This is a genomic window from Caulobacter sp. Root655 (genome assembly GCF_001427665.1).
Lineage (GTDB): Bacteria > Pseudomonadota > Alphaproteobacteria > Caulobacterales > Caulobacteraceae > Caulobacter.
This window is the reverse complement of the sequence record NZ_LMHC01000006.1, coordinates 102,920-128,586: the sequence shown is the minus strand read 5'-3', so window position 1 is coordinate 128,586 and position 25,667 is coordinate 102,920. Positions and strand designations below refer to the sequence as shown.

The window sequence follows — 25,667 nt, the reverse complement described above, 5'->3', positions numbered from 1 at the left end:
GTTTCACCCTGGCAGGACTGGACCGGCGGGCCCGTCATGTTTATTCACCAGTTGTATAACGAAACGAGAATGCCTCCGAGGGAATGGAATGTCAAAGCCGCTGATCGATGTTCGGGGAAGCCTTTTCGTGGACCCTCACGGACGCCAGGCGATCCTGCGCGGCGTCAATCTGGGCGGCGACTGCAAGGTCCCGTGGCCAGGCGGCGGCACCGACCGGCCCAGCGACTTCTCCGACCATCGGACGGTCAGCTTCATCGGCCGGCCGTTCCCGCTGGACGAGGCCGACGTCCATCTGGGGCGCATCGCGCGCTGGGGGTTCAACACCCTGCGGCTGTTGACCACCTGGGAGGCGGTCGAGCACGCGGGCCCCGGCCAGTATGACCAGGACTATCTCGACTATTTCGTCGCCGTCATCGAGAAGGCCAGGACCCATGGGCTGCTGGTGTTCGTGGACTTCCACCAGGACGTCTGGAGCCGGATGAGTGGCGGCGATGGCGCGCCGGGCTGGGTGTTCGAGGCCCTGGGCCTGGACTTCACCCGCTTCGACGCCGCCGACGCGGCCCATGTCATGCAGCACCGCTACGACTACGACAGTCCGGAGGCGCGGCAGGAAGACCGCTATCCGATGATGAGCTGGGCGTCGAACTACCGCCTGGCCGCCAATGGCGTGGCCTGGACCGCCTTCTTCGCCGGCGCGACCCTGACCCCGGACTGGACGGTCGAGGGCCGCAACGTCCAGCACTTCCTGCAGGACCACTATCTGGGCGCCATGGCCGTCGTGGCGGCGCGGGTGGCGCACCTGGACAACGTCATCGGCTTCGACACCTTCAACGAGCCCGGTCTCGGCTGGGTGGGCCTGCCGATGAGCCAGCCCCGGCTGCGGGCGACGCCCGAGGACCCGATGCACGTCTGGCCGGGCCTGTACTGGACGCCGCTGGACGCCCTGCGCGCGGCGCGGGGCCAGACGGTGTCGATCACCCGCCTGGGCTGGAGCGACGAGAAGGGCGTGCTCCACGCGGTCGGCGAACAGTCCGCCAACCTGGCCGGCGTCTCGATCTGGACGCACGACGGCCCCGACCCCTTCGAACAGGCCGGCGCCTGGCGGTTCGACGGCGAGGGCGGGCAGGTGCTGGACGAGGATTTCTTCCGGGTCCGCGACGGCCAGCCGATCGACCACGAGAACCAGTTCATGGCCCCGTTCTTCGCCAGGGTGGCCGAGACGATCCGGGCCGTGCGGTCCGACTGGCTGGTGTTCGCCGAGCTGTGCCCCTACGTGCTGGGCACCGGGCGGATGTTCCCCGAGGCGATGCCCGAGCGCAGCGTCAACGCCAGCCACTGGTACGACATCAACATCCTGCGCAAGAAGCGCTTCGACCCGGCCCAGGATCTGGACGCCCTGCGCGCCCACTATTTCAACCAGCTGGCCTATGTGGGCTGGCTGGGCTCGCGGTTCGGCGAGCAGGGCGCGCCGACCCTGATCGGCGAGTTCGGCATCCCCTACGACCTCAATGGCGGCGACGCCTTCGAGGCCTGGGACCGGGGCGAGCGCGGCCAGGCGCCGTGGACCGCCCACGCCCAGGCGCTGGGCCTGATGTACGATGCGCTGGACGCGCTGCGGCTGTCCTCGACCCAGTGGAACTACACCGCCAGCAACCGCAACGACCTGCGGGTGGGAGACGGCTGGAACCAGGAGGACCTGTCGATCTATTCGGCCGATCAGGTCGATGAGGGGGCCAACGACCCCGACGCCGGCGCGCGGGCCCTGCTGGGCTTCAGCCGGCCCTATGCACGGCTGACCCAGGGGGTGATCGGCGCGATGCGGTTCTCGGGCGGGCGGTTCGACCTGGAGCTGGAGGCCGACCTCGCCATCGACGCCCCGACCGAGATCTATCTGCCGACCGCGCACTTCCCGAACGGCGTCCAGGTGCGGCTGTCACAGCCGGACGCCCGCTGGACCCACGACCGCGAGGCGCAACTCGTCCTGGTCTGGGCGGGTGCGGCGGGTGCGCTGGAGGTGGTGGTGGAAAGGACGGCCTGAACTTAAAATTCCGCTCATCCCGGCGAACGCCGGGACCCAGATGGAAAGGCTTTGAGGCTGACGCCAAGAGCGCTGAGCCCTTCCAATCAGCCACGCCGCCATGGGATCTGGGTCCCGGCGTTCGCCGGGATGAGCGGAGGTAGAATTGAGGTCCGCCAGGTCCAGTCACGGATAAAAAAGAGACCGGAGGACCTAAACCCTCCGGTCCTAAAGAGCGGGAATCGCTCGACGTCTTCCCGCTCCGGACGGTCAGTAGCGAAGGTTCAGGGTCACGCCGTAGCGGCGGAAGGCGTCGCCGGTCAGCACCTGGCTATAGTCGCCGGCCCCGCCGAACGGCGTGCCGAACAGGGCGCTGGGGAAGCGCTTGTCGGTGACGTTCTTGCCCCACATCGCCAGCTTCCAGCGGTCGCCCTCGTCGCCGACCCCCAGGGTGAAGCCGAGGATGCCGTAGGCCTTGATCAGGGTGTTGGGGTCCTTGGTCGCCGCGGCGTTGGCGGCGCTGCGCCAGCCGTAGTCGGCCGAGCCGGCCAGCTTCAGGCCATGGCCGATCGGGCGCTCGTACACCGCCGCCAGGCTGGCCTTCCACTTGGACACCCCGCCCAGGCGTTGGCCCGAGGCGTCATAGCCGTAGAGCGGCGGGGTGAGCGGGGGGCGTGACGGGTTCAGCACCACGCAGCCGACGGGCGTGACCACGGGGTCGCAGGAGATCGGCGCGAACTGGCCGTACTTGGCGTCGATATAGGCCGCGGCGGCCGTCACCATCAGGCCAGGGGCCAGGATCGCGGTCAGGTCGGCTTCGACGCCCCGGGTCTTCAGGTCGCCGGCGTTGATCGTGCGGAAGGCCGGCGGCGTCAGGGTGAAATCGACGGTCTGGGCCTGATAGTCCTCGAACTTGGTGTCGAAGGCCGCGACGTTCAGCACCGCCAGGCCCTGCAGCAGAGTGGTCTTCACGCCGATCTCGTAGCTGGTCGGGATCTCGGGACCGACCTCCTGGCTGGTCGTGGCGTTGCTGACCCCCGTCTGGTTGAAGCCCGGCCCCTTGTAGCCGCGCGAGATGGTCGCATAGCCCATGGTCTTGGCGGCGAACTGGTACTGGGCGCCGAGCTTCCAGGAGAGGTTGGTCTCCCGGGCGATGTCGTAGGAGTCGACCTTCGGGTTGACGGCGATGTAGGGGAACGGCTTGGCGAACTGATGGAAGTCGAGCGACACCTCGTCGCGCGTCAGGCGCGCGCCGCCGATCAGGCTCAGCTGCTCGGTCAACTGGTAGTGGGCCTGGCCGAAGACGGCGTAGCTGGCGGTGTCCACCAGGCTGTTGATCGTGCTGCTGCCCTTCAGGTTGAACGGCAGGCCGAAACCGCCCGTCTGGTCGGTGACCTGGATGGTCTTCTGCCGGAAGTAGTAGACGCCGGCCACGTAGTCGAACTTGCCGCCGGTCGGCGAGGCGATGCGCACCTCCTGGCTGACCTGGCGCAGGTCCTGGTTGGAGATGTTGTCGTTGAGGATGTTGACCGGCAGGCTGTCGGAGTCGCCGTTGCTGTCGTCGAAGTCGCGCCGGACGGCGGTGATCGAGGTCAGGGTCAGGCCGGCGGGCAGGCTCCAGTCGACCTGGGCCGCGAAGCCGTAGTTCTCGCGGCGCTTGTACTGCGGTCCGTCGATGCACAGGTCGGTGTTGTCGGGCGAGGCGACCACGCCGCAACCGAAATAGACGAAGCTCGGCGCGCCGGCCGGGTTCACCTTGTAGGGCGACCAGGTCACCGACTGGTCCTGCTTGGCGTAGTCGGCAGTCAGCAGCACGTCGATGGTGTCGGTCGGCCGCCACAGCAGCTTGGCCCGGCCGCCCCACTCGTCATTGCCGTTGAACTGGCGGCCGTCGAACTTGTTGTTCAGCACGCCGTCCAGCTTGTTGACGAAGCCGGCGACCCGCAGGGCGGCCTTGTCACCCAGCGGCAGGTTCACGGCGGCGTCGGACTTGGTGTAGCCGCCCTCGCCGACACTGACATTGGCCAGGGCCTCGAGCGCGTCGAGCTTGGGCGACCTGGTGGTGATGCTGACCAGGCCCGCCGAGGCGTTCTTGCCGAACAACATACCCTGCGGGCCGCGCAGGATCTCGACCCGGGCCACGTCGTAGAAGCTGCCCAGGGCCATTTCCGGCCGGCCCAGCACGACGCCGTCCAGCACGGTCGAGACCGTCGGCTCGATCGAGGTCGAGAAGGTCGAGGTGCCCACGCCGCGCACCGAGACGCCGAACGCGGTGGCGTCGAAGCTGGGAACCACCAGCTTCAACTGGTCGATATTGCCGATGTTGCGGCGGATCAGCTCCTGTTCGCCGACCACGCTGATGGCGATCGGCACGTCCTGCAGCTTTTCCTCGCGCTTCTGCGCGGTGACCACCACCTCGGTGATCAGCATGGCTTCGTCAGCGGGTTTGGCGTCCTGGGCCAGGGCCTGGCCGGACATCAGCGCGACCATGGAGGCGCCCAGCGCCAATCCCGTCTTGAACCTCAACATTTTCGTCCCCTCCGTTTTTTATGGTTGATTGGTGGCGGCGGCCTGGGCGTCGCGCAGCGTCGCCAGGGCGCGGATGCGGTCGGGCGAGGCGCCCGGCGCCGCGCCGTCGTTGGTCACGGCCATGCGCAGGTCGGTCGCCGCGTCGTAGCGGGGCCAGCCGGGCAGGGCGGCGGTGTCGGGCGCGCCGGTCCTGGCGAAGGCGACCCAGGTGTCGGCCCAGCGCGTGGCCATGGTCTGGTCGGCCGGCGAGGTCTTGTCCTTCAGCGTCGACAGGGTGTCGAAGACATAGGCCAGGTCGCTGCTGTGCGGCGCGCCCTTCCAGTCCTTGCGCTTGCCCTCGGCGACATAGCCGAAGCTGTACAGCCACACGGGTTGGCCGGACTTGGCCGCCAGTCCGGCCAGGGCGCGGGCGGGCTCGACGAACGAGGCGTCGCTGGGCAGGTCGGCGTTCAGCGCCGATTTGGAGCCGTAGACGCCCAGCAGCTTGTCCTCGGGGATCCCCAGCTGGGCGACGATCTTGCCGGCGAACATGCCCTTCAGGAAACCGGGGATGATGCCCATTTCGTCGCTGCCCGCCCCGATCAGGAGCGGGACCTTGGCCTGGTGGCCGGCCGCGAAGCCTTCGGCGGCCGAGCTGGTGACCAGCTTGCCGTCGATCACCGGGCCGGAATAGGTGGCCTCCTCCTGGTTCAGCAGGTCCAGCTTGCCCAGCACCTTGGCGGCGGGCAGGGCGCGCAAGGCTTCGGCGTCCTGGGTCTTCACCCCGGCCTTGGCGGCGAAGGCGGTCCCGGTCGACTCGGCGGAGACCTTGCCGGGGCGGTCCGACGACAGCAGAGGCCACAGGTCGCGGCCGCCGCCCGACTGGGCGATGGCCTGCCTGAACAGGCCGCGCGCCGTGGGGATCAGCATCAGCTGGTTGACCGAGCCGCCGCCGGCCGACTGGCCGAAGATCGTCACCTTGCCCGGATCGCCGCCGAACGCGGCGATGTTGGCCTTCACCCAGGCCAGGGCCGCGACCTGGTCCATCAGGCCGTAGTCGGCCTTGGGCTCGTTGGGATGCTCGGCGGTCAGGGCCGGGTGGGCGAAGAAGCCGAAACGGCCCAGGCGGTAGTTGAAGGTCACCACCACCACACCGCGACGGGCCAGGGCCGCGCCGTCGAACACCGGTTGGCTGCCCGAGCCCATCACGAAGCCGCCGCCATGGATCCAGACCATGACCGGCGCTTTTGCCGCGTTGTCGGGCGACCAGACGTTCAGGGTCAGGCAATCCTCGCTGACCGGCAGGGTGGACTGGCTATCGTCCCAGCCGGCGCGGTTCTGCATGCAGTCCGAACCGAAGGCCTGGGCGTCGCGCACGCCGGTCCAGGCCTGGGCGGCCTGCGGCGGACGCCAGCGCAGGGCTCCGACCGGCGGCTGGGCGTAGGGCACGCCCTTGAAGGTGTTGACGCCCGAGGCCGTGTAGCCGCGCAGGGCGCCGTCGGCGATCCGGGCTTCGACAGGAACCAGGGGCGTGTTGGGCGGCGGGGTCTGGCTCTGGGCGCCGCAAGCGGCCAGGCTCAGGGCCACGGCGAGGAGCGGCGCGTAGGACACGCGCGCCAACGGCTTTCGCTTCAGATCGCGCATCTCGCGTTTCCCCTCGGACTCTGTGCGGTCCGTATCGACTGTGTTACGTTATGCATCTGTATAATGAAATGTCGAGCCTGATTCACCGCTTGGTGAACCAATTTCATTTCCGCCGAGTCTCTTGTTAGTCTCACCGCGCGTCGCGGGTTGCGGCGCCCACGACCCAGGGATCCCGTCTTGAACATTCGCGCGCGCCAGAAGGCGGCCACCCAGGCCAGCATTCTCCAGTCGGCCTTGGAGATCTTTTCCGAACAGGGCTTCGAGGGCGCATCGACGCGCGAGATCGCCGCCCACGCGGGCGTGCACCACGCGCTGATCAAGTACCATTTCGACAGCAAGGACGCCCTGTGGCGGGCGGCGGTGTCGTTCCTGTTCAAGCGTCAGGCCGAGGAGTTGCAGCTGCCGGCTCCGGACGATCCGGCCTACGGCTCGTACCGCGACTTCGCCAAGGCGGTGATCCGGGCGGTGGTGCTCTATTCGGCGCGGCACCCCGAGCACGCCCGGCTGATGGTCCAGGAAAGCGTGCGCGACAGCGAGCGTTTCCGCTGGGCGGCCGACGAGTTCATCGTTCACACCCGCCAGGCGGCCGAGGCCTTCGTGCTGCTGTGCCAGAAGGAGGGGATCCTGCCCAAGGTCTCGGTCCCGGCCTCGGTCTACATCTTCGTCGGCGCGGCCCAGCTGTTCTACACCCTGGCGCCGGAGGTCCGGCGGGTGTGGGGCGTGGACCCTTCGGACCCCGCGGTGATCGAGGCCCATGCCGACGCGCTGGTGGCGATCATGGTGCGCTGATGAGGCTCGACTTTGGTTATACGGTTGCATAACGTAACGAAGAACGAAGGCGCTCGTCCTTCGCTGGAAACGCTCTTTTTGGCTTTGAATGGAAGGTTCGACATGTCGAGGAAATTGACGATCGCCCTGATGGCGTCGGTGGCGATCCTGTCGGCGGGCGGCATGGCCCAGGCGCGGCAGGCGGCCCCGGCCACGCCCCACTATTCGGTCGACACCAAGATGGCCGACATCTTCGCCGACCCGGCCGCCCGGGCGGTGCTCAGCGAGTTCTTCCGCAAGCGCGGCGAGGCCGCCGGCCAGCCCGAGGCGCCGCCCGAGGAGCAGGCGGCCACGGCCGAGCTGATCAAGGGGCTGAGCCCGCGCGAACTGGCCGGCTTCCCGCAGGCCAATCTCGACGAGGAAGCGCTGAAGGCCCTGGGCGAGGCCCTGGCCAAGGTGCCCGCGCCGGCCGCCGGCCCTGCTGGCTCCATGCCGGGCGCATCGGCGACGGGTACGGCGCCCGGCGCGCACTGATCGCGCCCACCTTCGGAGACGACCGATGGTCAAGGCGACGCGGCGCGATGCGCTCGGCGGCGGCGCGGCGCTGGCCGGCTGGTTGACGGCGGGCGGGGCCTCGGCGCTGGAAACCGGCGGCGGCGCGACGGGAGCCCCCGTCGATCCGCGTGTGGAATACGCGCCCAGCCCGATCGGTCTGGACGAGCCCAGGCCCCGGCTGATGTGGCGTCCGCCGGCGGTCGGCCAGAGCGCCTATCAGGTGCAGGTCGCCGGGTCGGAGGCCGAGCTCGCGGCTGGCCGGCCGGTCTGGGACAGCGGCAAGGTGGCCAGCGCCGACGCGGTCGAGGCGGTCTATGCCGGTCCGCCCCTGGCCTCGCGCCAGCGTCGCGCCTGGCGGGTCCGGCTGTGGGACACCGCCGACCGGGCAGGGGCCTGGAGCGCGCCCGCCGCCTTCGAGATGGGCCTGCTCGATCCCGCCGACTGGGGCGAGGCGGCCTGGATCGGTCGCAATCTGGCCCCGCCGCGCGGCTGGGCCGACCAGGTCCTGACCGTCGACTTCACCCTGAAGGGCCGGTTCTTCGACGTGCTGCTGCGGGCCCGGCCCGAGGGCAAGACCTATGGCGAGGCCTATGTCCTGCGGATCGGCGAGGTCGAGGGCGCGCCGTCGCTGATGGTCCAGGTCCGGCAGTATCCGGGCGGGGCCAGCCCGCAGGTCAAGCTGCGCAAGCTGAAGACCACGCCGCTGCCGGCCGCCTTCGCGACCCTGGCCGGCCAGCGCCGGCGACTGGCGATCACCGCCAAGGGCGCGACGCTGAGCGTCAGCCTCGACGGCGTCGTCATCGACACCCTGGACGACGCGACCCAGGCCGAGGGCACGTTCGGCTTCCTGGCGCCGGAGGCCGGCGCGGCGGTGATCCATGGCGTCGGCCTGACCGCCCCCGACCGCCCGGGCTTCGAGACCCGGTTCGAGGGCGGCGACAATCCCTTCACCGGCGGCGACCCCGGGCCCGACGGCCTGACCATCGCCGCCGGGGTGCCTGGCAAGGACATCATGCTGCCCCTGGCTCATCCCGCGCCGCTGCTGCGGCGTGGGTTCGAGGTCGCGGGACTGGTGGCGCGGGCCCGGCTCTATGTCGCGGCCGGCGGCTGGGCCGATTTCAGCCTGAACGGCCGGGCGATCGGCGCGGGGCCGCTGGCCACCGGCTGGACGGCCTATGACAAGCGGGTGCTCTACGCGGCCCACGACGTCACGGCCCTGATCGGCGAGGGGCGCAACGTCCTGGCCGCCGAACTGGGACGCGGTTGGTACGGCGTGACCGAACCCAACGAATGGTACTTCCACAAGGCGCCCTGGACGGCCGAGCCGGCGATGCGGGCCCGGCTGGAGATCGTCCGCGCCGATGGCGAGGTCCAGGTGCTGGTCACCAATCCCTCGTGGAAGAGCGCCGACGGCCCGACCCTGTTCGACTCGATCTATGCTGGGGAACGCCACGACGCGCGGCTGGAGCCGCGCGGCTGGCGCACGGCCGCCTTCGACGACGCGGCCTGGGAGCCGGCGCGGGTCGCCAAGGCTCCAGCCGGCCGCCTGGTCGCGGCGATCCATGAACCCGTCACGGGTGTGGCCACCCACAGGCCGGTGGCGACCCGGGAGGTTTCGCCTGGCGTCTGGGTGTTCGATTTCGGCCGGATCATCACCGGCCAGCCGGTGCTGGCCGCCGCCGGCCCGGCCGGGCGGACGATCTCGCTGGTCCTGGCCGAGAAGCCGCGCAAGGACGGGACGATCCAGGTCGCCAGCGGCCTGATCGACGCCCAGCTGCTGACCTTCCGCTACACCCTGGCCGGAACCGGTCCCGAGACCTGGCGGCCGGCCTTCGGCTATGGCGGCTTCCGCTATGTCCAGGTCACCGGCCTGGCCGGCCCGCCGGCGCCCGACACGGTGACCGCTGTCGAGGTGCATTCGGCGGTCGCCTCGATCGGGACGTTCGACTGCGGAGACGCCCTGCTCAATCAGATCCACGACGCGGCGCGTCAGGGCTTGCTCAACAACCTGCACGCCGCCCAGACCGACACCCCGACCCTGGAGAAGAACGGCTGGACCGGCGACGCCCAGGCCTCCTCGGCCGCCGCTGCGGTCAATTTCGACGTCGCTCGCACCTGGACCAAGTGGCTGGACGACTTCGGCGACGCCCAGGCCCCCAGCGGCGAGTTGCCCGAGATCGTACCCACGACGCCGTTCTACGGCTACGAAAACAGCCCGGGCTGGAACTATATCTGGGGCCCGACCCCGGCCTGGGACGTCGCCGCCTTCATCCTGCCCGAGGAGATGGCCCTGCGGTTCGGCGACCGGCGGATCGAGGCCCGCACCCAGGCCATGCGCCGCCGCCTGGCCGACTACACCGCGACCTTCATCAAGGGGCCGGACTTCCGCTACGACCGGGGCCTGGGCGAATACGCCGCCGCCGGGCCGACCGGGCCGGTCGACGCCACCTCGACCGCGTTCTTCTTCCACATGCTGACCGGCGCGGCCGCCAGCGCTCGCCAACTGGGCCAGGCCGAGGAGGCGGCGCGCTACGCCGCGCTCGCCGCCCAGGTGCGCGAGGCCTACAACCGCCGTTACTGGGACGCCGCCGGGCGGCGCTACCTGGCCCCGGCGACCGGCGGCAAGCCGGCGGTCTACGCCCAGACCATGAACGTCCTGCCTGTCGCCCTGGGCCTGGTCCCCGACGGCCAGGCCCAGGCGGTGGTCGACGGCCTGGCGGCCGATCTGGTCGCCAAGAATTACCGCCTGGACGTCGGGGTCTACGCCCTGCGCTACCTGCCCCGGTTGCTCGGCGACCATGGCCATGGCGACGTCGCCTACCGGGTGGCGACTCGCACCGACGAACCCAGCTGGGGCTTCTGGCTGAAGAACGACATCCGCAGCATGCCCGAGGGCTGGGGCCTGGGCGCGCGGTCGTGGAACCACCACTATTTCGCGTCGATCAGCAGCTGGTTCTACGAGGGCCTGGCCGGGCTGCGACCGACCGCGCCGGGCTATGCCCGCCTCCAGGCGCGGCCCATCCTGCCGACCGGGCTGGACCGAGCGGGGGCGACGATCCTGACGCCGCGCGGCCTGGCCGCTTCGCACTGGCGGCGCGAGCCGGACGGGCTGGCCGTGCTGGAGGTGGCCATCCCCGGGGCCTGCGTGGCCGAGGCCTGGCTGCCGAACGGCGGCGAGCGGCTGCCCCGCGCCCCGGCCGGCGCGCGGTTCCTGCGCAAGGAAGCGGGCTGCGCGGTCTATGCCGTCCCACCCGGCCGCGGGGCCTTCCGCTTCAAGCCAAAGGCCGGCTGAGCCGCGCCACCCGCCTGCTGTTCGACACGGCTTTCCCGCCCCAGCGCCCCCGCGCTGGGCGTCCCTCGGCCATGCCGAGACGGCCTGCGAAAGCCATCAATTCCCTATCACGCGCCCCTCGATAACTCGGGATTGACCGTCGCCGAGATTTGCGCAATGACTTTCACATAAGAAATGCCATGCCACATATGAAACGAATGGCTCATAGGGGAGGTCCTAGATGATACGATTGACGGTCAGCGCGCTGGTTCTGGCTTTGATGACGAGCACCTCCGTGCAGGCGCAGGACGCGGTCGGCGCGCCTCCGGAGCAGACGCGTTTCAAGGCCCAGGTCTATGAGCCCGTCCAGCACGATGCGGCGACGACCCAGGCGCTGGCGCGCTTCAACAACGACCGCTACGCGATGTTCATCCACTGGGGGATCTACGCCCAGGCCGGCGGCGTGATCCGCGGCAAGCGGTTCTACGGCGCGTCCGAATGGCTGATGCAGCGCAGCAAGACCCCCAGCGCCGAATACCTGGCCCTGGCCGAGGAGTTCAACCCGGTCGATTTCGACGCCAAGGCCTGGATCCGCACGATCAAGGCCGCGGGCTTTCGCTATGTGGTGATCACCGCCAAGCACCATGACGGCTTCGCGATGTTCAAGTCGGCGGCGTCGAAGCACAACATCGTCGATGGCACGCGCTTCGGCCGTGACCCGCTCAAGGAACTGGCCGAGGCCGCCAAGGCCGAGGGCGTCGGCCTGGGCTTCTACTACTCGCAATACCAGGACTGGACCGAGCCGAACGGTGGCGGCAACGACTGGGAATTCGACCCCAAGAAGACCGACTTCGACTCCTACTTCAACACCAAGGTCGTCCCGCAGGTCACCGAGTTGCTGACCAACTACGGACCCTTGCGCGAAATCTGGTTCGACACGCCAGGACCCATGGCGCCCGAATATTCCAAGCGCCTGCGTGAGCTGGTCAAGAAGCTGCAGCCCGACTGCCTGCTCAACAGCCGGATCGGCAACGGCCTGGGCGACTACAGCTCGCCGTCCGATTCCGAGGTCCCCCCGGCCAGCCTGGTGCATGGCGGCGATTGGGAGTCGGTGTTCACCCACAACCGCAGTTGGGGCTATTCGGCCTTCGACAACGACTTCAAGTCGACGGACACCCTGATCGAGCTGCTGGCCACCTCGGCCAGCCGCGGCGGCAACTTCATGCTCAACATGGGTCCCGACGGCCGGGGCCGCTTCCCCGAGGGCGCGCAGTCTCGCCTGCTCAAGGTCGGCGACTGGCTGAAGGTCAATGGCGAGAGCATCTACGGCACGACGCGCTCGCCGCTGCCGCAGACGCCGTGGGGCGTGGCCACCCAGCGCGGCAAGCGCCTCTACCTGCACGTCCTGGATCGTCCGGCCGACGGCGTGATCCGCGTTCCGGGCCTGACCGAAGCGGTCACCAAGGTGACGCTGCTGGCCGGTGGCGCGGCCCTGCCTTTCAAGCAGGGCGACGGCCTGGCGATCACCCTGCCCAAGGACGCCACGCCTAGCGACGACCTGGTGATCGCCGTCGACACCCGCGAGCCGGTCGCCGCGCGACGCGACCAGGGCGCGGTCCTGTCGCCCGTCTATGGCCGCCAGCCGCTCGACGTCGCCGACGCCGTCCTGAGCGAAGGCGTCGGGCTTGAGGCGGTGAAGACCCAGTTGTCGGTCGACGACACGCGGAAATACTACACCGTGGTCGGGTTGGACGATCCGGCCAAGTCGATCGCCTGGACCGTGCAGGTGGAGCGCCCCGGCGACTACCACATCGACCTGCAGTACTCGGCGACCGCCGCCCAGGCCGGCCGCGAGGGCGTGGTCGAGATGAACGACCAGAAGCGCGCCTTCGGCGTGGTCGAGACCGGCAAGATCGAACGGCGCAAGCCGGTGTTCCTGGCGTTCCAGCCGGTCGGGATCCTGCACTTCGACAAGCCCGGCCGCTACACCGTCGCCATCCGGCCCCAGACCGCCGGCCAGGAACTGTTCGCGATCCGCGCGCTCTACCTGACGCCCGCCAACTAGCGGCGCGTCGAAACCTCCCCGCCTGGGCCGGACGACTCCCGTCGTCCGGCTCCTTTTTTATTGGGGCCTTCGTTTATTGGGGCCTCGTTTATCGGAGGTCGAGCAGGCCGCGATCGATGTCGGCGATGGTCGTGACGCCGGCCAGGGCCAGGGTGGTGCGCATCTCGGCCGTCATCATGTCGAGCAACTGGCCAACGCCCCCGCCGCCGGCGGCCGCCAACGCATAGACCCAGGCGCGGCCCAGCAGCACGCCCTTGGCGCCCAGCGCCAGCATCCGCACCACGTCCAGTCCCGAGCGGACGCCGGAATCCGCCAGGACGGTCAGCTTGTCGCCCACCGCCTCGGCGATGCTGGGCAGGGCGCGGGCGGTGGACGGGGCGCCGTCCAGCTGGCGTCCGCCGTGGTTGGACACCACCAGCCCGTCGGCGCCCAGGCGGACCGCGTCGCGGGCGTCGTCCGGATCGAGGATCCCCTTGATGATCAGCGGGCCGTCCCAGGCTTCGCGGATCCATTCCAGGTCCCGCCACTGGACGGTGGGGTCGAAATTGGCCCCCAGCCAGCCCATGAAATCCTCGAGGCCGCTGGCCTGGCCCAGGACCGGCGCGATGTTGCCCAGCTGATGAGGGCGACCGTGAAGGCCCACGTCCCAGGCCCAGGCGGGCTTGCCGGCGACCTGCAGATAGCGGCGCCACGCCGCGTGGGGGCCGGAGAGTCCGCTGTGGGCGTCGCGCCGCCGCGCGCCCGGAACCGGCATGTCGACCGTGAAGACCATGGCGCTGGCGCCCGCCTGCTTCGCCCGGGCGATCAGGTCGCGCATGAAGCCGCGGTCGCGGATCACATAGAGCTGGAACCAGATCGGCGCGGCCGAGGCGGCCGCCACTTCTTCCAGCCCGCAAACCGAAACGGTCGACAGGCAGAATGGCAAACCACGTTCGGCGGCGACGCAGGCGGCCTGGGCCTCGCCGCGCCGGGCGTACATGCCGCTCAGGCCCACGGGCCCCAGCACGATGGGCGCCGCCAGGGATTGCCCGAACAGCGACGTCGTCAGATCGACGCCACCAACGTCCTTGAGAACCCGCTGTCGAACCGCCAAGGTGGACAGGTCATCCACGTTCCGGCGCAGGGTGCTCTCGTCGCCGGCCCCGCCGTCGATATAGTCGAACAGGAAGCGCGGCAGCCGCCGTTTGGCGGCCTGCCTGAAGTCCTCGGTCGAGGTGGCGATCATCGCTTTCCGGCCCTGCGTTCGCTTGCATTTCTTATATGAACCTGTATTTCATATTTGTCAGAAAACAAGGGCGCGCGTCAGACGCGCCGATCGAGGAGGGTTTTGTTCAATGCCGACCGATGTCGCGGCCGCGCCGCCACCGATCGTGGAGCGCCGCTATGCCGTCGCGTTCGCGCTGGTCACGACACTGTTCTTTTCATGGGCCCTGGCGGCGGCGCTGAACGACGTCCTGATCCGCCAGTTCCAGAAGGCGTTGGACCTGACCCGCACGCAGTCGAGCCTGATCCAGACGGCGTTCTATCTCGGCTACTTCTGCGCGGCGATCCCGGCCGGCCTGTTGATCCGGCGCTACGGCTACAAGGCCACGATCCTGTTCGGGCTCGGCTGCTACGCCGCCGGTGCGTTCCTGTTCTACCCGGCCGCGGAGGTCCAGCGCTTCGGCGTGTTCCTGACGGCCCTGTACGTGATCGCCATCGGCCTGGGTTTCCTCGAGACAGCGTCCAACCCCTATGTCTCGATCCTCGGCGCCAAGGAGACCGCGTCGGCCCGCCTGAACCTGGCCCAGTCCTTCTACGGCGTCGGCGCGATCCTGGGGCCGGTGATCGGTGGTCTCTTCGTGCTCTCCGGCGTCGAGCACAGCCCCGCCGCCCTGTCGGCCATGACCGCCGCCGAGCGCGCGGCCTGGCGGACCAGCGAGGCCGCCACGGTCCAGGGGCCCTATGTGGCGATCGGGATCGCGGTCTGTCTGCTGGCGGTGCTGATCGCGCGAACCAGGTTCCCGCGCATCGAACGGCTCTTGGCGGAGCGGACCGAGGTCCGCTCGTTCTGGGCGGTCCTGCGTCACCAGCGCCTGGTTCGGGCCGTCGTGACGCAGTTCTTCTATGTCGGCGCGCAGGTCGGGGTCTGGAGCTTCTTCATCGACTTCGCCAAGAGCCAGGCGCCCCAGCTGGGTGAACGAAGTGTCGCCTTCCTGCTGTCGGGCAGCCTGGCCATGCTGATGGTTGGCCGGTTCAGCGGCGCCTTCCTGCAACGCCGGGTCGCGCCGGCCCGGCTGCTGGCGATCTATGCCGTCGCCAATGTGGTGCTCTGCGGGGCGGCGGCGACCCTGAGCGGCGAGGTCGCGGTGGCGGCGCTGTGGCTGACCAGCTTCTTCATGTCGATCATGTTCCCGACCATCTTCGCCCTGGGGGTCGAGGACCTGGGCGAGGAAACCGAGAACGGCTCGTCGTTCCTGATCATGTCGATCATCGGCGGCGCCCTGATCCCGCCGGCCATGGGGCTGGTCTCCGACCGCATCGGCGGAATCCACCACATGATGGCCATTCCGATGCTGTGCTTCGCCGTGGTGCTGGGCTTCGCCATCCTCGTCCTTCGCGAGAAGCGCCCGTGAGCCGGCGGCTGGTCCACGCCCTGGACCTGGTCGCGGACGCGGGGCTGATCGCCGCCTACGAGGCCCGCCACGCGCCTGGCGCGGTCTGGTCCGAGGTGGTCCGCGACATTCGCCAGCGCGGCTATCGGTCGATGGAGATCTGGCGGATCGAGGACCGCCTGGTGATGATCGCCGAGGTCGAGGACGATTTCCCGCGCCCCGCCGATCCCGGGTTGCGGGCGCGGGTCGAAGCCTGGGAACAGGAAATGGACGCCTTCCAGAAGCCGATCCGCGACGACGGCCCAAAATGGACGCCGATGGCCCGCATCTTCGCGCTCGACGAACAGGAGCGCGACGCATGATCCCCAAGCGCACGATTCCGCGCACGGGCCTGGCGATCAGCGAACTGGGGTTCGGCGCGGCGTCGCTGGGCAACCTCTATCGGCCGGTCGGCGACGGGGAGGCCAAGGCGACGCTCGAGGCCGCGCTCGAAGCTGGGATGACCTATGTGGACACCGCGCCGCGCTATGGCCACGGCCTCAGCGAACGCCGGGTGGGCGACCTGCTGCGCGACCGCCGGGACACGGTCCTGTCGACCAAGGTCGGCCGCCTGCTGACGCCGGATCCAAGCCTGAGCGGCGACGGCGAGCGGCACGGCTTCCGGTCCGCCATGCCGTTCGAGCAGGTCTACGACTACAGCCACGACGGCGTCATGCGGTCCTACGAGGACAGCCTGCAGCGTCTGGGGCTGGCGAAGATCGACATCCTCTATGTCCACGACATTGGTCGCCTGACCCATGGCGACGACCACGAACGCACCTTCGCGCAACTGACCACGGGCGGGGGCTTCCGGGCCCTGGAGCGGCTGCGCGACAGTGGCGCGATCAACGCCTTCGGGCTGGGCGTCAACGAGTGGGAGATCTGCCTGGAGGCGATGGACCACGTCGACCTGGACGTCGTCCTGCTGGCCGGGCGCTACACGCTGCTGGAACAGACCGCCCTGACGACCTTCCTGCCCGCCTGTCTGGCGCGGCGGGTTTCGGTGGTCATCGGCGGCGCCTACAATTCGGGAATCCTGGCCAGCGGGGTCAAGCGCGACGGCCCGCACTATTACGACTATGGCCAGGCCCCGGACGACATCGTCGAACGGGTGCGGCGGCTGGAGGCCGTCTGCGACCGGCATGGCGCGCCCCTGACCGCCGCGGCCTTGCAGTTTCCCCTGGCCCATCCCGCCGTCGTCAGCGTCATCCCCGGCCTGGGCTCGGTGGCGCGGGTCGACCAGACGCTCGCCTTGTACGCCCGGAAGCTGCCCGCCGACCTCTGGCGCGAGCTGCGAAGCGAAGGGCTGGTCGATGCCGAGGCGGCGCTGCCGGGCGATCCGGCGTGACGCGCATCGACGCGCATCATCACGTCTGGCGTCTGGCGCGCGGCGACTACGGCTGGCTGACGCCGGCCATGGGCGTGCTGCACCAGGACTTCGAGCCGGAGGCGCTGCGCCCCCAACTGCTGGCCGGCGGGGTCGGGGCGACCATCCTGGTGCAGGCCGCGCCCACCGAGGCCGAGACCGAGTTCCTGCTGGCCACCGCCCAGGCTCATCCGTGGATCGCCGGGGTGGTCGGCTGGACCGACCTGTCGGCTCCTGACGCGGCGGCGCGGGTCGTCGGTTTGTCGCGGCGGCCGGGCCTGGTCGGGCTGCGGCCGATGCTGCAGGACCTGGAGGACCCCGCCTGGATCCTGGGACCCGCCGTCGCGCCGGGCCTCGAGGCCATGACCCGGCAAGGCCTGGTGCTCGACGCCCTGGTGCGGGACGACCAACTGGGCGTGGTCGCCGAACTGGCCCAGCGCCATCCGCGCCTGACCATCATCCTGGACCATGCCGGCAAGCCCACCTTCACGCCGGCCGGATTGCGGGCCTGGGAGGCGGGAATCCGCGCCGCCGCCGCCGCGCCGAACGCCAGCGTCAAGCTGTCGGGCCTGTTGACGCAGGCCCCGCCCGGCGCGGGCGTTTCGGTCCTGCGTCCGGTCCTGTCGGTGCTGCTCGACGCCTTCGGCGCGGAGCGGATCGTCTGGGGCAGCGACTGGCCCGTGCTGACCTTGGCCGGCGGCTACGCGGCGTGGCTGGACATCACCTCAAGCTTGCTGGCGCCGCTGGACGAGACGCGGCGCGCGGCGATCATGGGCGGCAACGCCGCCCGACTCTACGGACTTAAGGACCACGATCATGACTGACCGAACGCAAGCGGCCGCCTTGGGACAACTGGCCGGCAAGACCGCGCTGATCACCGCCGCTGGTCAGGGCATCGGCCGCGCCACCGCCGAGCTGTTCGCGGCCCAGGGGGCGACCGTCTGGGCCACCGACGTCAATTTCGACGCCCTGAACGGCCTGGCCGGCTGCCGCGTCGCCCGGCTCGACGTACGCGACGACGCCATGGTCCGCGAGGTGATCGGCCAGGCTGGCGAACTCGACATCCTGTTCAACTGCGCGGGCGTGGTGTCGGCCGGCACGATCCTCGACTGCTCGCCCGACGAGTGGGCGTTCGCCAACGACCTCAACGTCACGGCGATGTACCGCACGATCCGCGCCGCCCTGCCGGGGATGATCGCCAAGGGCGGCGGCAGCATCGTCAACATGTCGTCGGTGGCCAGTTCGATCAAAGGCGTGCCCAACCGGTTCGCCTATTGCGCCACCAAGGCCGCCGTCATCGGCCTGACCAAGGCCGTCGCCGCCGACTTCGTCACCCAGGGGGTGCGCTGCAACGCCATCTGCCCGGGAACCGTCGAGACGCCGTCGCTGCACGAACGCCTGCGCGCGACCGGCGACTACGACGCCGCCTGGAGCGCCTTCGTCGCGCGCCAGCCCATGGGACGGGTCGGCAAGGCCGAGGAGGTCGCCGGCCTGGCGCTCTACCTGGCCTCCGACGTCTCCGCCTTCACCACCGGCCAGACGCACGTCATCGACGGCGGCTGGGTGATGTAGCTTCCTCGAAACTCGGAGACCTCTGATGAAACTGCTGCGCTTTGGGGAAGAGGGTCGTGAGCGGCCCGGACTGCTCGACGCCGATGGCGTCATCCGCGACCTGAGCGGCGTCATCGCCGACGTTGACGGAGCCACGCTGACGCCCGAGAGCCTGGACCGCCTGCGGGCGCTGGACCCGGCCAGCCTGCCGGTGGTCGCGCCTGACACGCGGCTGGGTCCCTGCGTCGCCAGGCCCGGCAAGTTCATCTGCATCGGCCTGAACTACGCTGACCACGCCGCCGAATCCGGCCTGCCCATCCCGGACGAGCCGGTTGTCTTCATGAAGGCGACCAGCGCCCTGTCAGGGCCCAACGACCCCATCCTCAAGCCGCGCGGCTCGACCCAGCTGGACTGGGAGGTCGAGCTGGCCTTCGTGGTCGGCGCCCACTGCGCCTATGTGTCGGAAGAAGAGGCCGCGCGGGCGATCGCCGGCTACTGCGTCTGCAACGACGTCTCCGAGCGCGCCTTCCAGATGCAGTCGTCGCAATGGGACAAGGGCAAGGGCTGCGACAGCTTCGGGCCTCTGGGTCCCTGGCTGGTCACCCCCGACGAACTGCCGGACCTCCACGACCTGCACATGTGGCTGGAGGTCAACGGCAAGCGCTACCAGAACGGGTCGACGTCGACGATGATCTTCCGGCCGGCCTTCATCCTCTCGTATCTGAGCCGGTTCATGAGCCTGCAGCCGGGCGACGTGGTCACCACCGGCACGCCGCCCGGCGTGGGCCTGGGGCAGAAGCCGCAGGTCTGGCTCGATGTCGGCGACCGCGTCTCGCTGGGCATCGCGGGTCTGGGCCAGCAGGACCAGGTGGTGGTCGCGGGCTGAACGAAGGGCATACAAATCCTGTCATCCCGGACAAGCGCGCAGCGCGCAGATCCGGGATGACAGGGAACGGAGGGCGCTGGCCGGTAGCCGGCGCCCATCACCCGACGGTCAGACCCGCACGTCGCTCGAGGCCAGTTCGGACGAGATCTCGCGCGCGGCCTCGCGCACCATCTGCAGGGCGTGGCCCTGCTCGACATTGAGCGGCACCTTGCGCACGAAGGGCATGGTCAGGGCGGCGGCCGCGACCTCGCCGCGCAGGACCGGCGCGGCCAGGTCGACGATGCCGGGCACGACGTCGCTGGGATGCTCGTCATAGCCGTTGGCCTGGACGCGATCGGCGCGGGCCCGGAAGGCCGCCAGCTTGTCAGCCGGCAGGTTCGGGTCGAACGCGGCCTCCCAGCGCGCCCGGGTGGCCGGCGACTGGAACGCGTAGAGCACCGTGCCCGAGCCGGTCAGCACCAGGGGCTGGCGATAGCCGATGCGCACCGAGAAGCCGATCAGCCCGGCCGACTCCATCCGCGCGGCGACGACGATGTCGCCGTCGGCCCGCAGCGCCAGGTGGCAGCTCTGTTCGGCCTCCTCGGCCAGCTTGCGCATGACCGGCAGGGCCACCTCCAGGATCGACTTGACCGGGGCCTGCTCCATGCCCAGCGCGAACAGGCGCGCCGTAGGCACATAGCCGGCGCCGCTCTGTTCGATGAAGCCGCGATATTCCAGCACCTGGATCATCCGGAACAGCTCGCCGGTCGAGCGGCCCAGCGCCTGGGTGATCATCCCGATCGACATGGGCTCGGACGCTCGCGAGATCAGCTCCAGGATGTCCAGGCCCTTTTCGAGGGCCGGCGCCCGATAGCGCTGCTCGTCGTCGCCGTCGATCCCGGCCTTGCTCAATGCGCCCGCCACCGGCTTCTCCCGTGTCATGGACAAAGGGATAGCCGATGGGTGGGGGCGAACGGAAGGGACCTTCATCATCGCTCCAGTTGCAAATCGAAAACATGGACCGGCGCATCGCCGCCTTCGATGGCCAGAGTCAGGTCGGCCAGGTCTCCGGCCCGCAGCGGCAGCGCGCCCAGATCCAGGCGCCGCAGGTCCGTCGGCGAGGCCGTCGCGGTGATCGGCGCGGACAGGGTCGCGGCGCCGTAGCGCAGGACGAAGCGGGCGTTCGGACCCACCGGGCCCGGCGTGCTGTAGCGCAGGCTGGCCTTGACCGGGGCGCCCTGCGTGGCCCGGACCGGCCAGGCCAGGCTGTTTCCGGCCCGTTCCAACCCGTCGACATAGAACCGCGCGGTCTTGCCGTCGCCATAGGTGAAGCCCGCGCCGCGAGCCTGGGCGTCGAAGGCCAGAAGCTGGTTGTCGCCCCAGCGGGTCTCGATCAGGCGTCCGGCCTCTCCCCGCACCGGACCGTCGGTCTTGACGACGATGACGCTGTCGGCGGCGTCGGGCGCCTGTTTGGGCAGGCTGAACTCGTAGTCGCCGGCGCCGACGCGGCGGAACGTCACCGGCGTCTTGTTCGCCATCAGCCAGGCGCTCTTGGGCGGGCTCAGCAGGCCGCCCAGCCGCAGGGTTCCGCCCTTGGGCCAGTCGAAGACGTGCAGATAGAGCTGGTCGCCCTTGATCGTGCTGTCGCCCCAGGCCTGGCGGTCCAGCGGCGTGCGCGTCGAGCCGTGGATGCTGTCGCCGTTGACGGCCATCCAGCGGCCGACGCCCTGCAGGATCGCCGCGTCGGGCGCGTCGATCGTCCCGTCGCCCTTGGGACCGATGTTGAGCAGGATGTTGCCGCCCTTGGCCGCCGCCTTGGCGATCAGCCGCACGAAGTGCGCGACGCTTTTATGGCTGTGGTCGAGGGCGTTGTAGCCGTAGGACTCGTTGGTCGTGGGAATGGCTTCCCAGTCGCCCGGCGTGGGGCGCAGTTCGGCCGGCCGGTCGGAAGTGTCGAGGAAGTCGCCGAGATTGGCCTCGGCGGTGCGCGCCGCCCGGCCGTTGATGACGACGTTCGGATCGATCCGGCGAACCGCCTCGACCACCTGGGCCTGCTGGAAGAACGGCAGCTTGCCGGGCGTGTCGAACCACAGGATGTCGGGGTGGTAGCGGGTGATCAGCTCGGTCAGCTGCGGGACGACCTTGTGGTCGACATAGCGCTGGGTGTTGACCAGGAACTTCGGGTCGTTGTTCCACCAGTCGACGCCGTGCAGCTTCTTGTCGCCGCCGGGATTGGCGTAGTCCCAGTCATTGCCGGGGGCGTCGGGGTCTTCCCAGTCGAAGGCGTGCGAATAGTAGAAGCCGACCTTCAGGCCCTCGGCCCGCGCCGCCGCGACCAGTTCGGCCAGGGGGGCGCGCTGGAAGCCCGACACCTTGGCGATGTTGTAGTCGCTGGCGTCGGACGGCCACAGGGCGAAGCCGTCATGGTGCTTGGCGGTCAGGATGACATAGCCGGCCCCGGCCTGTTTCATCAGCTTGACCCAGGCCCGGGCGTCATAGGCGTCGGGCCGGAACTTGGCGGCGACCTCGTTCTTGTAGGTCTCGCGAGGGATGCGCGCCACGCGCATGATGTGCTCGGAATAGCCTGGATTGGGCCGGCCTTCCCACTGACCGCCGAGCACCGAGTAGGGGCCCCAGTGCACGAAGACGCCGAAGCGGGCGTCGCGGAACCATTGCAGCCGCTGGTCGCGGGTCTGCTGGGCCTGGGTCCACCATCCGTCCCGCGCGCGGGCCAGGGCCTGGCTGTCGCGCGCGGCCGGCGCGCCGATCCCGGTGGGTTCGTTGGCCTCTGCGCTTCGGCGCTGGTCGGCGGTCGGGTCCGGCGTCTGGGCGAGGGCGAGGGTGGGCGCGACCAGCAGGGCTAGCGCCGCGATGCGAAGGTTCTTCATCTGACCTTTTTCCTCGGTTTCGAAAGCCGTCGACCGCCGAACGGGTCTTGGGCGGCCGTGGCGGAGCGGCGCGCCGGGCGACCCGGGTCGTTGCTACCGGGTCCGTTCAGCCGGTCCCCCAAAGGCCGCGACCCTAGATAGGCAATATGAGTTTATATGTGCAAGTTGCATTTCATATTGGTCTTCCCGAATTTACGCCAATGAGTTGACAGGTATTTTAAATACGAACATAAAATCCACATGCAAAATGCGCGGCAAGCGCTGACGGGGGAGGATATGACGTTGGAAAAGAGTTCGCTCATCGGAGGGGTCTCGGCGCTGGCCTTGATGGCCCTGCTTCCGGGCCTGGCCCATGCTCAAGCCGCCGAAGCCCCGCCGCCGCCCGCCGCCGCCGACAGCACGGTCGACGAGGTCATCGTCACCGGCTTTCGCCAAAGCCTGGCCAAGGCCGCGACCATCAAGCGCACCGCCTCGGTGATCAGCGACGTCATTTCGGCCGAGGACATCGGCAAGTTCCCCGACCAGAACCTGGCCGACTCCCTGCAGCGCATCACCGGCGTGCAGATCACCCGCACCAACGGCGAAGGCTCGCGGATCAGCGTCCGCGGCCTGAGCCCGGATTTCACCCAAACCCTATACAACGGCCGCGTGCTGACCACCCCGAGCGGCGGTCGCAGCTTCGAATTCGCCACCCTGGCCTCCGACTTCGTCAGTTCGGTCGAGGTCTACAAGACCCCCTCGGCCGATCAGCTCAGCGGCGGCCTGGCCGCGACGGTCAACATCAACACCGCCCGGCCGCTGGACCTGGGTCGCGACCGCATCGCGATCAGCGCCGAAGGCCTGTACGAGCAGAAGTCGCAAAAGGTCGAGCCGCAGGTGGCCGTGCTGGTCAATCACCTGTTTTCCGACCGGTTCGGGGTCAGCCTGGGCGTCAACTACCAGCGCCGCGACTTCCGGTCCGACACCTTCCGCGGCTTCGGCTTCGAGAACGGCGTCGAGAACACCCGCACGCCCAAGCTCGACTACAACCGGGACGGCGATTTCGCCGACAGCCTGCGCTTCAACCACGAGGCCGGCACCCGGATCATCCTGGGCAATTCGAAGCGCGTGACCGCGATCGGCGGGTTCCAGGCGCGACCGACCGACCGCATCGAGCTGTATGGCGACTTCCTCTATTCAAAGTACGAGACCAAGCTCAGCCAGCCGATCAACACCCTGCGGTTCACCAGCATCATCTGCCCGACCGCCCAGCAGGGCGTGGCGCCGGGCGGGTGCATCCGCGACAGCGCGCTCGACGCCAACGGCCGGGTCATCTACCTCGACGCCGACGGTGTCGACTATCGCAACACCAACACCGTCTCCAACACCTACAACACGCTCAAATCGGGAGGGACCGGCTTCAAGCTGGACTTCGGCCGCCTGACGGTGAACGGCGAGGGCTCCTATTCGAAGGCCGAGCAGCTGTTCGACAGCTTCGTGCCGACGGTGCTGGGGCGCGCCAGCGCCTCCTACGACTTCCGCCAGGACCCGAAGAACCTCCCGCAGTTCAACTTCACCCGCGGCTATGACCCGCTGAACCCGGCCAACTTCAAGGGCATCGGGCTGTCGGGCGACTATCGCCGGCCGATCGACGACCGCAACTGGGACACCAAGCTCGACCTGGCCTACGACACCGGCCAGGGCTTCCTGCGGGGCGTGAAGGCCGGCGCGCGCTATTCGGATCGCAAGCAGGAATTCGGCACCAGCCAGATCAAGGTCACCGCCGCGCAATTGGCCGGCCTGCTGGGCCTGCCGGTCGTCGCCTCGGTCGACGGCCCGTCGTTCGACGCCTCCAGCCTGATGCGGCTCTATTCGTTCGACCACTTCTTCAACAGCTATGACGGCCCGGTGAAATATCCGAGCACCTTCCTGTCGGCCGACCCGGCGCTGCTGTTCGCCAAGGCGCCGCTCGACGCCATCCTGAAGGTCGCGCCGACGGTCCGCGCCCTGGCCAATGAGTACGCGGTGGGCGAGAAGGAGGCCTCGGCTTATCTGCGCGCCGATTTCGCGACGAGCGACGACCGGCTGACCGGCAATGTCGGCCTCCGCTACGTGCACACCGACCAGGACTCGGCCGGCTACGCCCCGGACCTGACGCAGATTCGCTTCTCGCTGGGTTCCTCGACCACCACCCTGCCCAGCGTCACGCCGGTGTCGATCAAGCGCGCCTACCACGACTGGCTGCCCAGCCTGAACCTTCGCTACAACCTGCGGGAAGACCTGGTGCTGCGCGCCGCCGTGGCCAAGGTGATGTCGCGTCCGACGATGTCGACCTTGTCGCCGTCGACGACGGTGAACGCCAACACCAGCTTCATCACCATCAACAACCCCAATGTCGACCCGTACCGGGCCAAGCAGCTGGACGTGTCGGTGGAATACTATTTCGGCCAGGGCGGCCTGGTCAGCGCCGCGCTGTTCTACAAGGACGTCCAGAATTTCGTCGTCTCGACCAGCCGCGTCGAGAACATCAACGTCACCCTGACCGAGACCGGGGCGATCGTGCCGCGGACCTTCACGATCTCGCAGCCCGACAACGGGGCCGGCGGCAAGCTGAAGGGCGCGGAGCTGGGTGTCCAGGCCCCGTTGACCTTCCTGCCGGGGCCGTTCGACGACTTCGGGGTCATCGCCAACTTCACCTACATCGACGCCGACGACGTTTCCACGGTGCAGGGCGGGCCGCCGCTGCCGCTGCCTGGCGTTTCGAAATACAGCTACAACCTGGTCGGCTACTACGAGAACGGCCGCCTCAGCGCTCGCCTCGCCTACAACTTCCGCAGCAAGTTCGTGAACAGCACGACCTCGACCTTCGGCGACGGCAGCTATGGCCAGTCCTACGGGCAGGTCGACTTCTCGGCCAGCTACGACCTGACCAAGAGCATCAGCCTGACCGTCGACGGCCAGAACCTGACCGACAGCGCCCGGATCGACCAGAACGCCTACGGCTACAGCCGCGGCTACGAGAATGTCGGCCGCAGGTTCACGGCCGGCGTGCGCGCGAAGTTCTAAGAGCTGTGGGCGGCTGAGGTCTTGAAGCGCCCTGCGTCCTTCGAGGCCCTCCTTTGGAGGGCGCCTCAGGATGAGGAAGTCTGTGCTGCCTCCCTCATCCTGAGGTGCGTAGCGTAGCGAAGCCTCGAAGGACGCAAGGCGCGGCCGAAACCAACCTTCAACGCCTACCGTCCACGGCTCCTAGGGCGCGCTCCGAGCGTCAGGTGTCCGCGAGGCAATGAAACACCGGCGGTTCATTGGTAAAAGTAGAATGCAAATGCGCTTGCATTTGTCGTAACAATCCGCGACGATGTTATCGCTACCTTTTTTGAGGTTGGTCTTTGATTTCAGCCCCGAAAACGCGCCGCCGGGTGATCGGCGTCGCGGTCCAGGTCCGCGCTCGCCGTTCGCTAGGGTGTTGACTGCATTTTAAATGCGAACGTATATTCCACATACGAAATCACCGTTGAAACATCGTCCTCCGCGTGCGCCCCGACCCCGAACGCGACCCT

At 69.0% G+C, this 25,667-nt stretch carries 17 protein-coding genes; 12 read left to right on the top strand and 5 right to left on the bottom strand.

The annotated features are described in order from the left end of the window. The first annotated feature begins 127 nt into the window (after window positions 1-127). Complete coding sequence (locus ASD79_RS07900; protein WP_235524360.1) at window positions 128-2,038, top strand: cellulase family glycosylhydrolase; 1,911 nt, start codon at window positions 128-130, stop codon at window positions 2,036-2,038. Between the two features lie 249 nt (window positions 2,039-2,287). On the opposite strand, the gene ASD79_RS07895 is transcribed toward ASD79_RS07900, so the two are convergent. Both ASD79_RS07895 and ASD79_RS07890 read right to left on the bottom strand, forming a co-directional pair. Then, a complete protein-coding gene (locus ASD79_RS07895; protein ID WP_082584847.1) occupies window positions 2,288-4,546 on the bottom strand; it encodes a TonB-dependent receptor in 2,259 nt (752 codons plus the stop codon). A gap of 18 nt (window positions 4,547-4,564) precedes the next feature. Further along, a complete protein-coding gene (locus tag ASD79_RS07890) occupies window positions 4,565-6,169 on the bottom strand; it encodes a carboxylesterase/lipase family protein (RefSeq protein WP_056720484.1) in 1,605 nt (534 codons plus the stop codon). Window positions 6,170-6,346: 177 nt separating this feature from the next. Here ASD79_RS07890 and ASD79_RS07885 point away from each other — a divergent pair, with 177 nt between their 5' ends. The 4 genes from ASD79_RS07885 to ASD79_RS07870 all read left to right on the top strand — a co-directional run bounded on the left by ASD79_RS07885 (window position 6,347) and on the right by ASD79_RS07870 (window position 12,828). After that, window positions 6,347-6,958 (top strand): TetR/AcrR family transcriptional regulator, encoded by a 612-nt coding sequence (locus ASD79_RS07885; protein WP_056720483.1) that lies wholly within the window; start codon window positions 6,347-6,349, stop codon window positions 6,956-6,958. 102 nt (window positions 6,959-7,060) lie between these two features. Further along, a complete protein-coding gene (locus tag ASD79_RS07880; protein ID WP_156400413.1) occupies window positions 7,061-7,471 on the top strand; it encodes a hypothetical protein in 411 nt (136 codons plus the stop codon). A 25-nt stretch (window positions 7,472-7,496) separates the two neighbouring features. Continuing rightward, entirely contained in the window at window positions 7,497-10,784 is a 3,288-nt protein-coding gene (locus ASD79_RS07875) for a family 78 glycoside hydrolase catalytic domain (RefSeq protein ID WP_056720481.1), read from the top strand. Window positions 10,785-11,043: 259 nt separating this feature from the next. Beyond that, entirely contained in the window at window positions 11,044-12,828 is a 1,785-nt protein-coding gene (locus ASD79_RS07870; RefSeq protein ID WP_162252343.1) for an alpha-L-fucosidase, read from the top strand. An 88-nt stretch (window positions 12,829-12,916) separates the two neighbouring features. Here the strand turns inward: ASD79_RS07870 and lldD are convergent, their stop codons facing one another. Continuing rightward, window positions 12,917-14,053 carry an FMN-dependent L-lactate dehydrogenase LldD gene (gene lldD / locus ASD79_RS07865; protein ID WP_056720479.1) on the bottom strand — a complete coding sequence of 379 codons (1,137 nt, stop codon included), beginning with the start codon at window positions 14,051-14,053 and terminating at the stop codon, window positions 12,917-12,919. Between the two features lie 109 nt (window positions 14,054-14,162). Here lldD and fucP point away from each other — a divergent pair, with 109 nt between their 5' ends. From fucP to ASD79_RS07835, 6 genes are read left to right on the top strand one after another with little or no spacing between them, the layout of a single operon-like run. Beyond that, a complete protein-coding gene (gene fucP / locus ASD79_RS07860) occupies window positions 14,163-15,443 on the top strand; it encodes an L-fucose:H+ symporter permease (protein WP_056720478.1) in 1,281 nt (426 codons plus the stop codon). Then, window positions 15,440-15,784 carry an L-rhamnose mutarotase gene (locus ASD79_RS07855; protein ID WP_056720477.1) on the top strand — a complete coding sequence of 115 codons (345 nt, stop codon included), beginning with the start codon at window positions 15,440-15,442 and terminating at the stop codon, window positions 15,782-15,784. Before fucP ends, ASD79_RS07855 begins: the two co-directional genes overlap by 4 nt. Beyond that, window positions 15,781-16,809, top strand: coding sequence for an aldo/keto reductase (locus tag ASD79_RS07850; RefSeq protein ID WP_056720476.1), 1,029 nt, complete (start codon window positions 15,781-15,783; stop codon window positions 16,807-16,809). The genes ASD79_RS07855 and ASD79_RS07850 overlap by 4 nt, the downstream gene beginning before the upstream one ends. Next, on the top strand, window positions 16,806-17,651 hold the full coding sequence (locus tag ASD79_RS07845; RefSeq protein ID WP_056720475.1) for an amidohydrolase: 846 nt from the start codon (window positions 16,806-16,808) through the stop codon (window positions 17,649-17,651). The genes ASD79_RS07850 and ASD79_RS07845 overlap by 4 nt, the downstream gene beginning before the upstream one ends. Continuing rightward, the gene (locus ASD79_RS07840) at window positions 17,644-18,399 is read left to right on the top strand and encodes an SDR family oxidoreductase (protein WP_056720474.1); all 756 of its coding nucleotides are present in this window, start codon (window positions 17,644-17,646) and stop codon (window positions 18,397-18,399) included. Before ASD79_RS07845 ends, ASD79_RS07840 begins: the two co-directional genes overlap by 8 nt. A gap of 25 nt (window positions 18,400-18,424) precedes the next feature. Beyond that, on the top strand, window positions 18,425-19,264 hold the full coding sequence (locus ASD79_RS07835; RefSeq protein ID WP_056720473.1) for a fumarylacetoacetate hydrolase family protein: 840 nt from the start codon (window positions 18,425-18,427) through the stop codon (window positions 19,262-19,264). Between the two features lie 108 nt (window positions 19,265-19,372). Here the strand turns inward: ASD79_RS07835 and ASD79_RS07830 are convergent, their stop codons facing one another. After that, the gene (locus ASD79_RS07830; RefSeq protein WP_235524358.1) at window positions 19,373-20,167 is read right to left on the bottom strand and encodes an IclR family transcriptional regulator; all 795 of its coding nucleotides are present in this window, start codon (window positions 20,165-20,167) and stop codon (window positions 19,373-19,375) included. 65 nt (window positions 20,168-20,232) lie between these two features. Beyond that, window positions 20,233-22,131 carry an alpha-L-fucosidase gene (locus ASD79_RS07825; protein ID WP_056720471.1) on the bottom strand — a complete coding sequence of 633 codons (1,899 nt, stop codon included), beginning with the start codon at window positions 22,129-22,131 and terminating at the stop codon, window positions 20,233-20,235. 282 nt (window positions 22,132-22,413) lie between these two features. Between ASD79_RS07825 and ASD79_RS07820 the strand changes: the two genes are divergently transcribed. Beyond that, window positions 22,414-25,176 (top strand): TonB-dependent receptor, encoded by a 2,763-nt coding sequence (locus ASD79_RS07820; RefSeq protein ID WP_162252342.1) that lies wholly within the window; start codon window positions 22,414-22,416, stop codon window positions 25,174-25,176. The last annotated feature ends 491 nt before the right edge of the window (window positions 25,177-25,667 follow it).

Bases quoted from the DNA above. Each gene is read 5' to 3' on its own strand.
- ASD79_RS07895 (WP_082584847.1), bottom strand. From the start codon at position 4,546: ATGTTGAGGTTCAAGACGGGATTGGCGCTGGGCGCCTCCATGGTCGCG.
- ASD79_RS07890 (WP_056720484.1), bottom strand. From the start codon at position 6,169: ATGCGCGATCTGAAGCGAAAGCCGTTGGCGCGCGTGTCCTACGCGCCG.
- ASD79_RS07880 (WP_156400413.1), top strand. From the start codon at position 7,061: ATGTCGAGGAAATTGACGATCGCCCTGATGGCGTCGGTGGCGATCCTG.
- ASD79_RS07875 (WP_056720481.1), top strand. From the start codon at position 7,497: ATGGTCAAGGCGACGCGGCGCGATGCGCTCGGCGGCGGCGCGGCGCTG.
- ASD79_RS07870 (WP_162252343.1), top strand. From the start codon at position 11,044: ATGACGAGCACCTCCGTGCAGGCGCAGGACGCGGTCGGCGCGCCTCCG.
- lldD (WP_056720479.1), bottom strand. From the start codon at position 14,053: ATGATCGCCACCTCGACCGAGGACTTCAGGCAGGCCGCCAAACGGCGG.
- fucP (WP_056720478.1), top strand. From the start codon at position 14,163: ATGCCGACCGATGTCGCGGCCGCGCCGCCACCGATCGTGGAGCGCCGC.
- ASD79_RS07850 (WP_056720476.1), top strand. From the start codon at position 15,781: ATGATCCCCAAGCGCACGATTCCGCGCACGGGCCTGGCGATCAGCGAA.
- ASD79_RS07840 (WP_056720474.1), top strand. From the start codon at position 17,644: ATGACTGACCGAACGCAAGCGGCCGCCTTGGGACAACTGGCCGGCAAG.
- ASD79_RS07835 (WP_056720473.1), top strand. From the start codon at position 18,425: ATGAAACTGCTGCGCTTTGGGGAAGAGGGTCGTGAGCGGCCCGGACTG.
- ASD79_RS07825 (WP_056720471.1), bottom strand. From the start codon at position 22,131: ATGAAGAACCTTCGCATCGCGGCGCTAGCCCTGCTGGTCGCGCCCACC.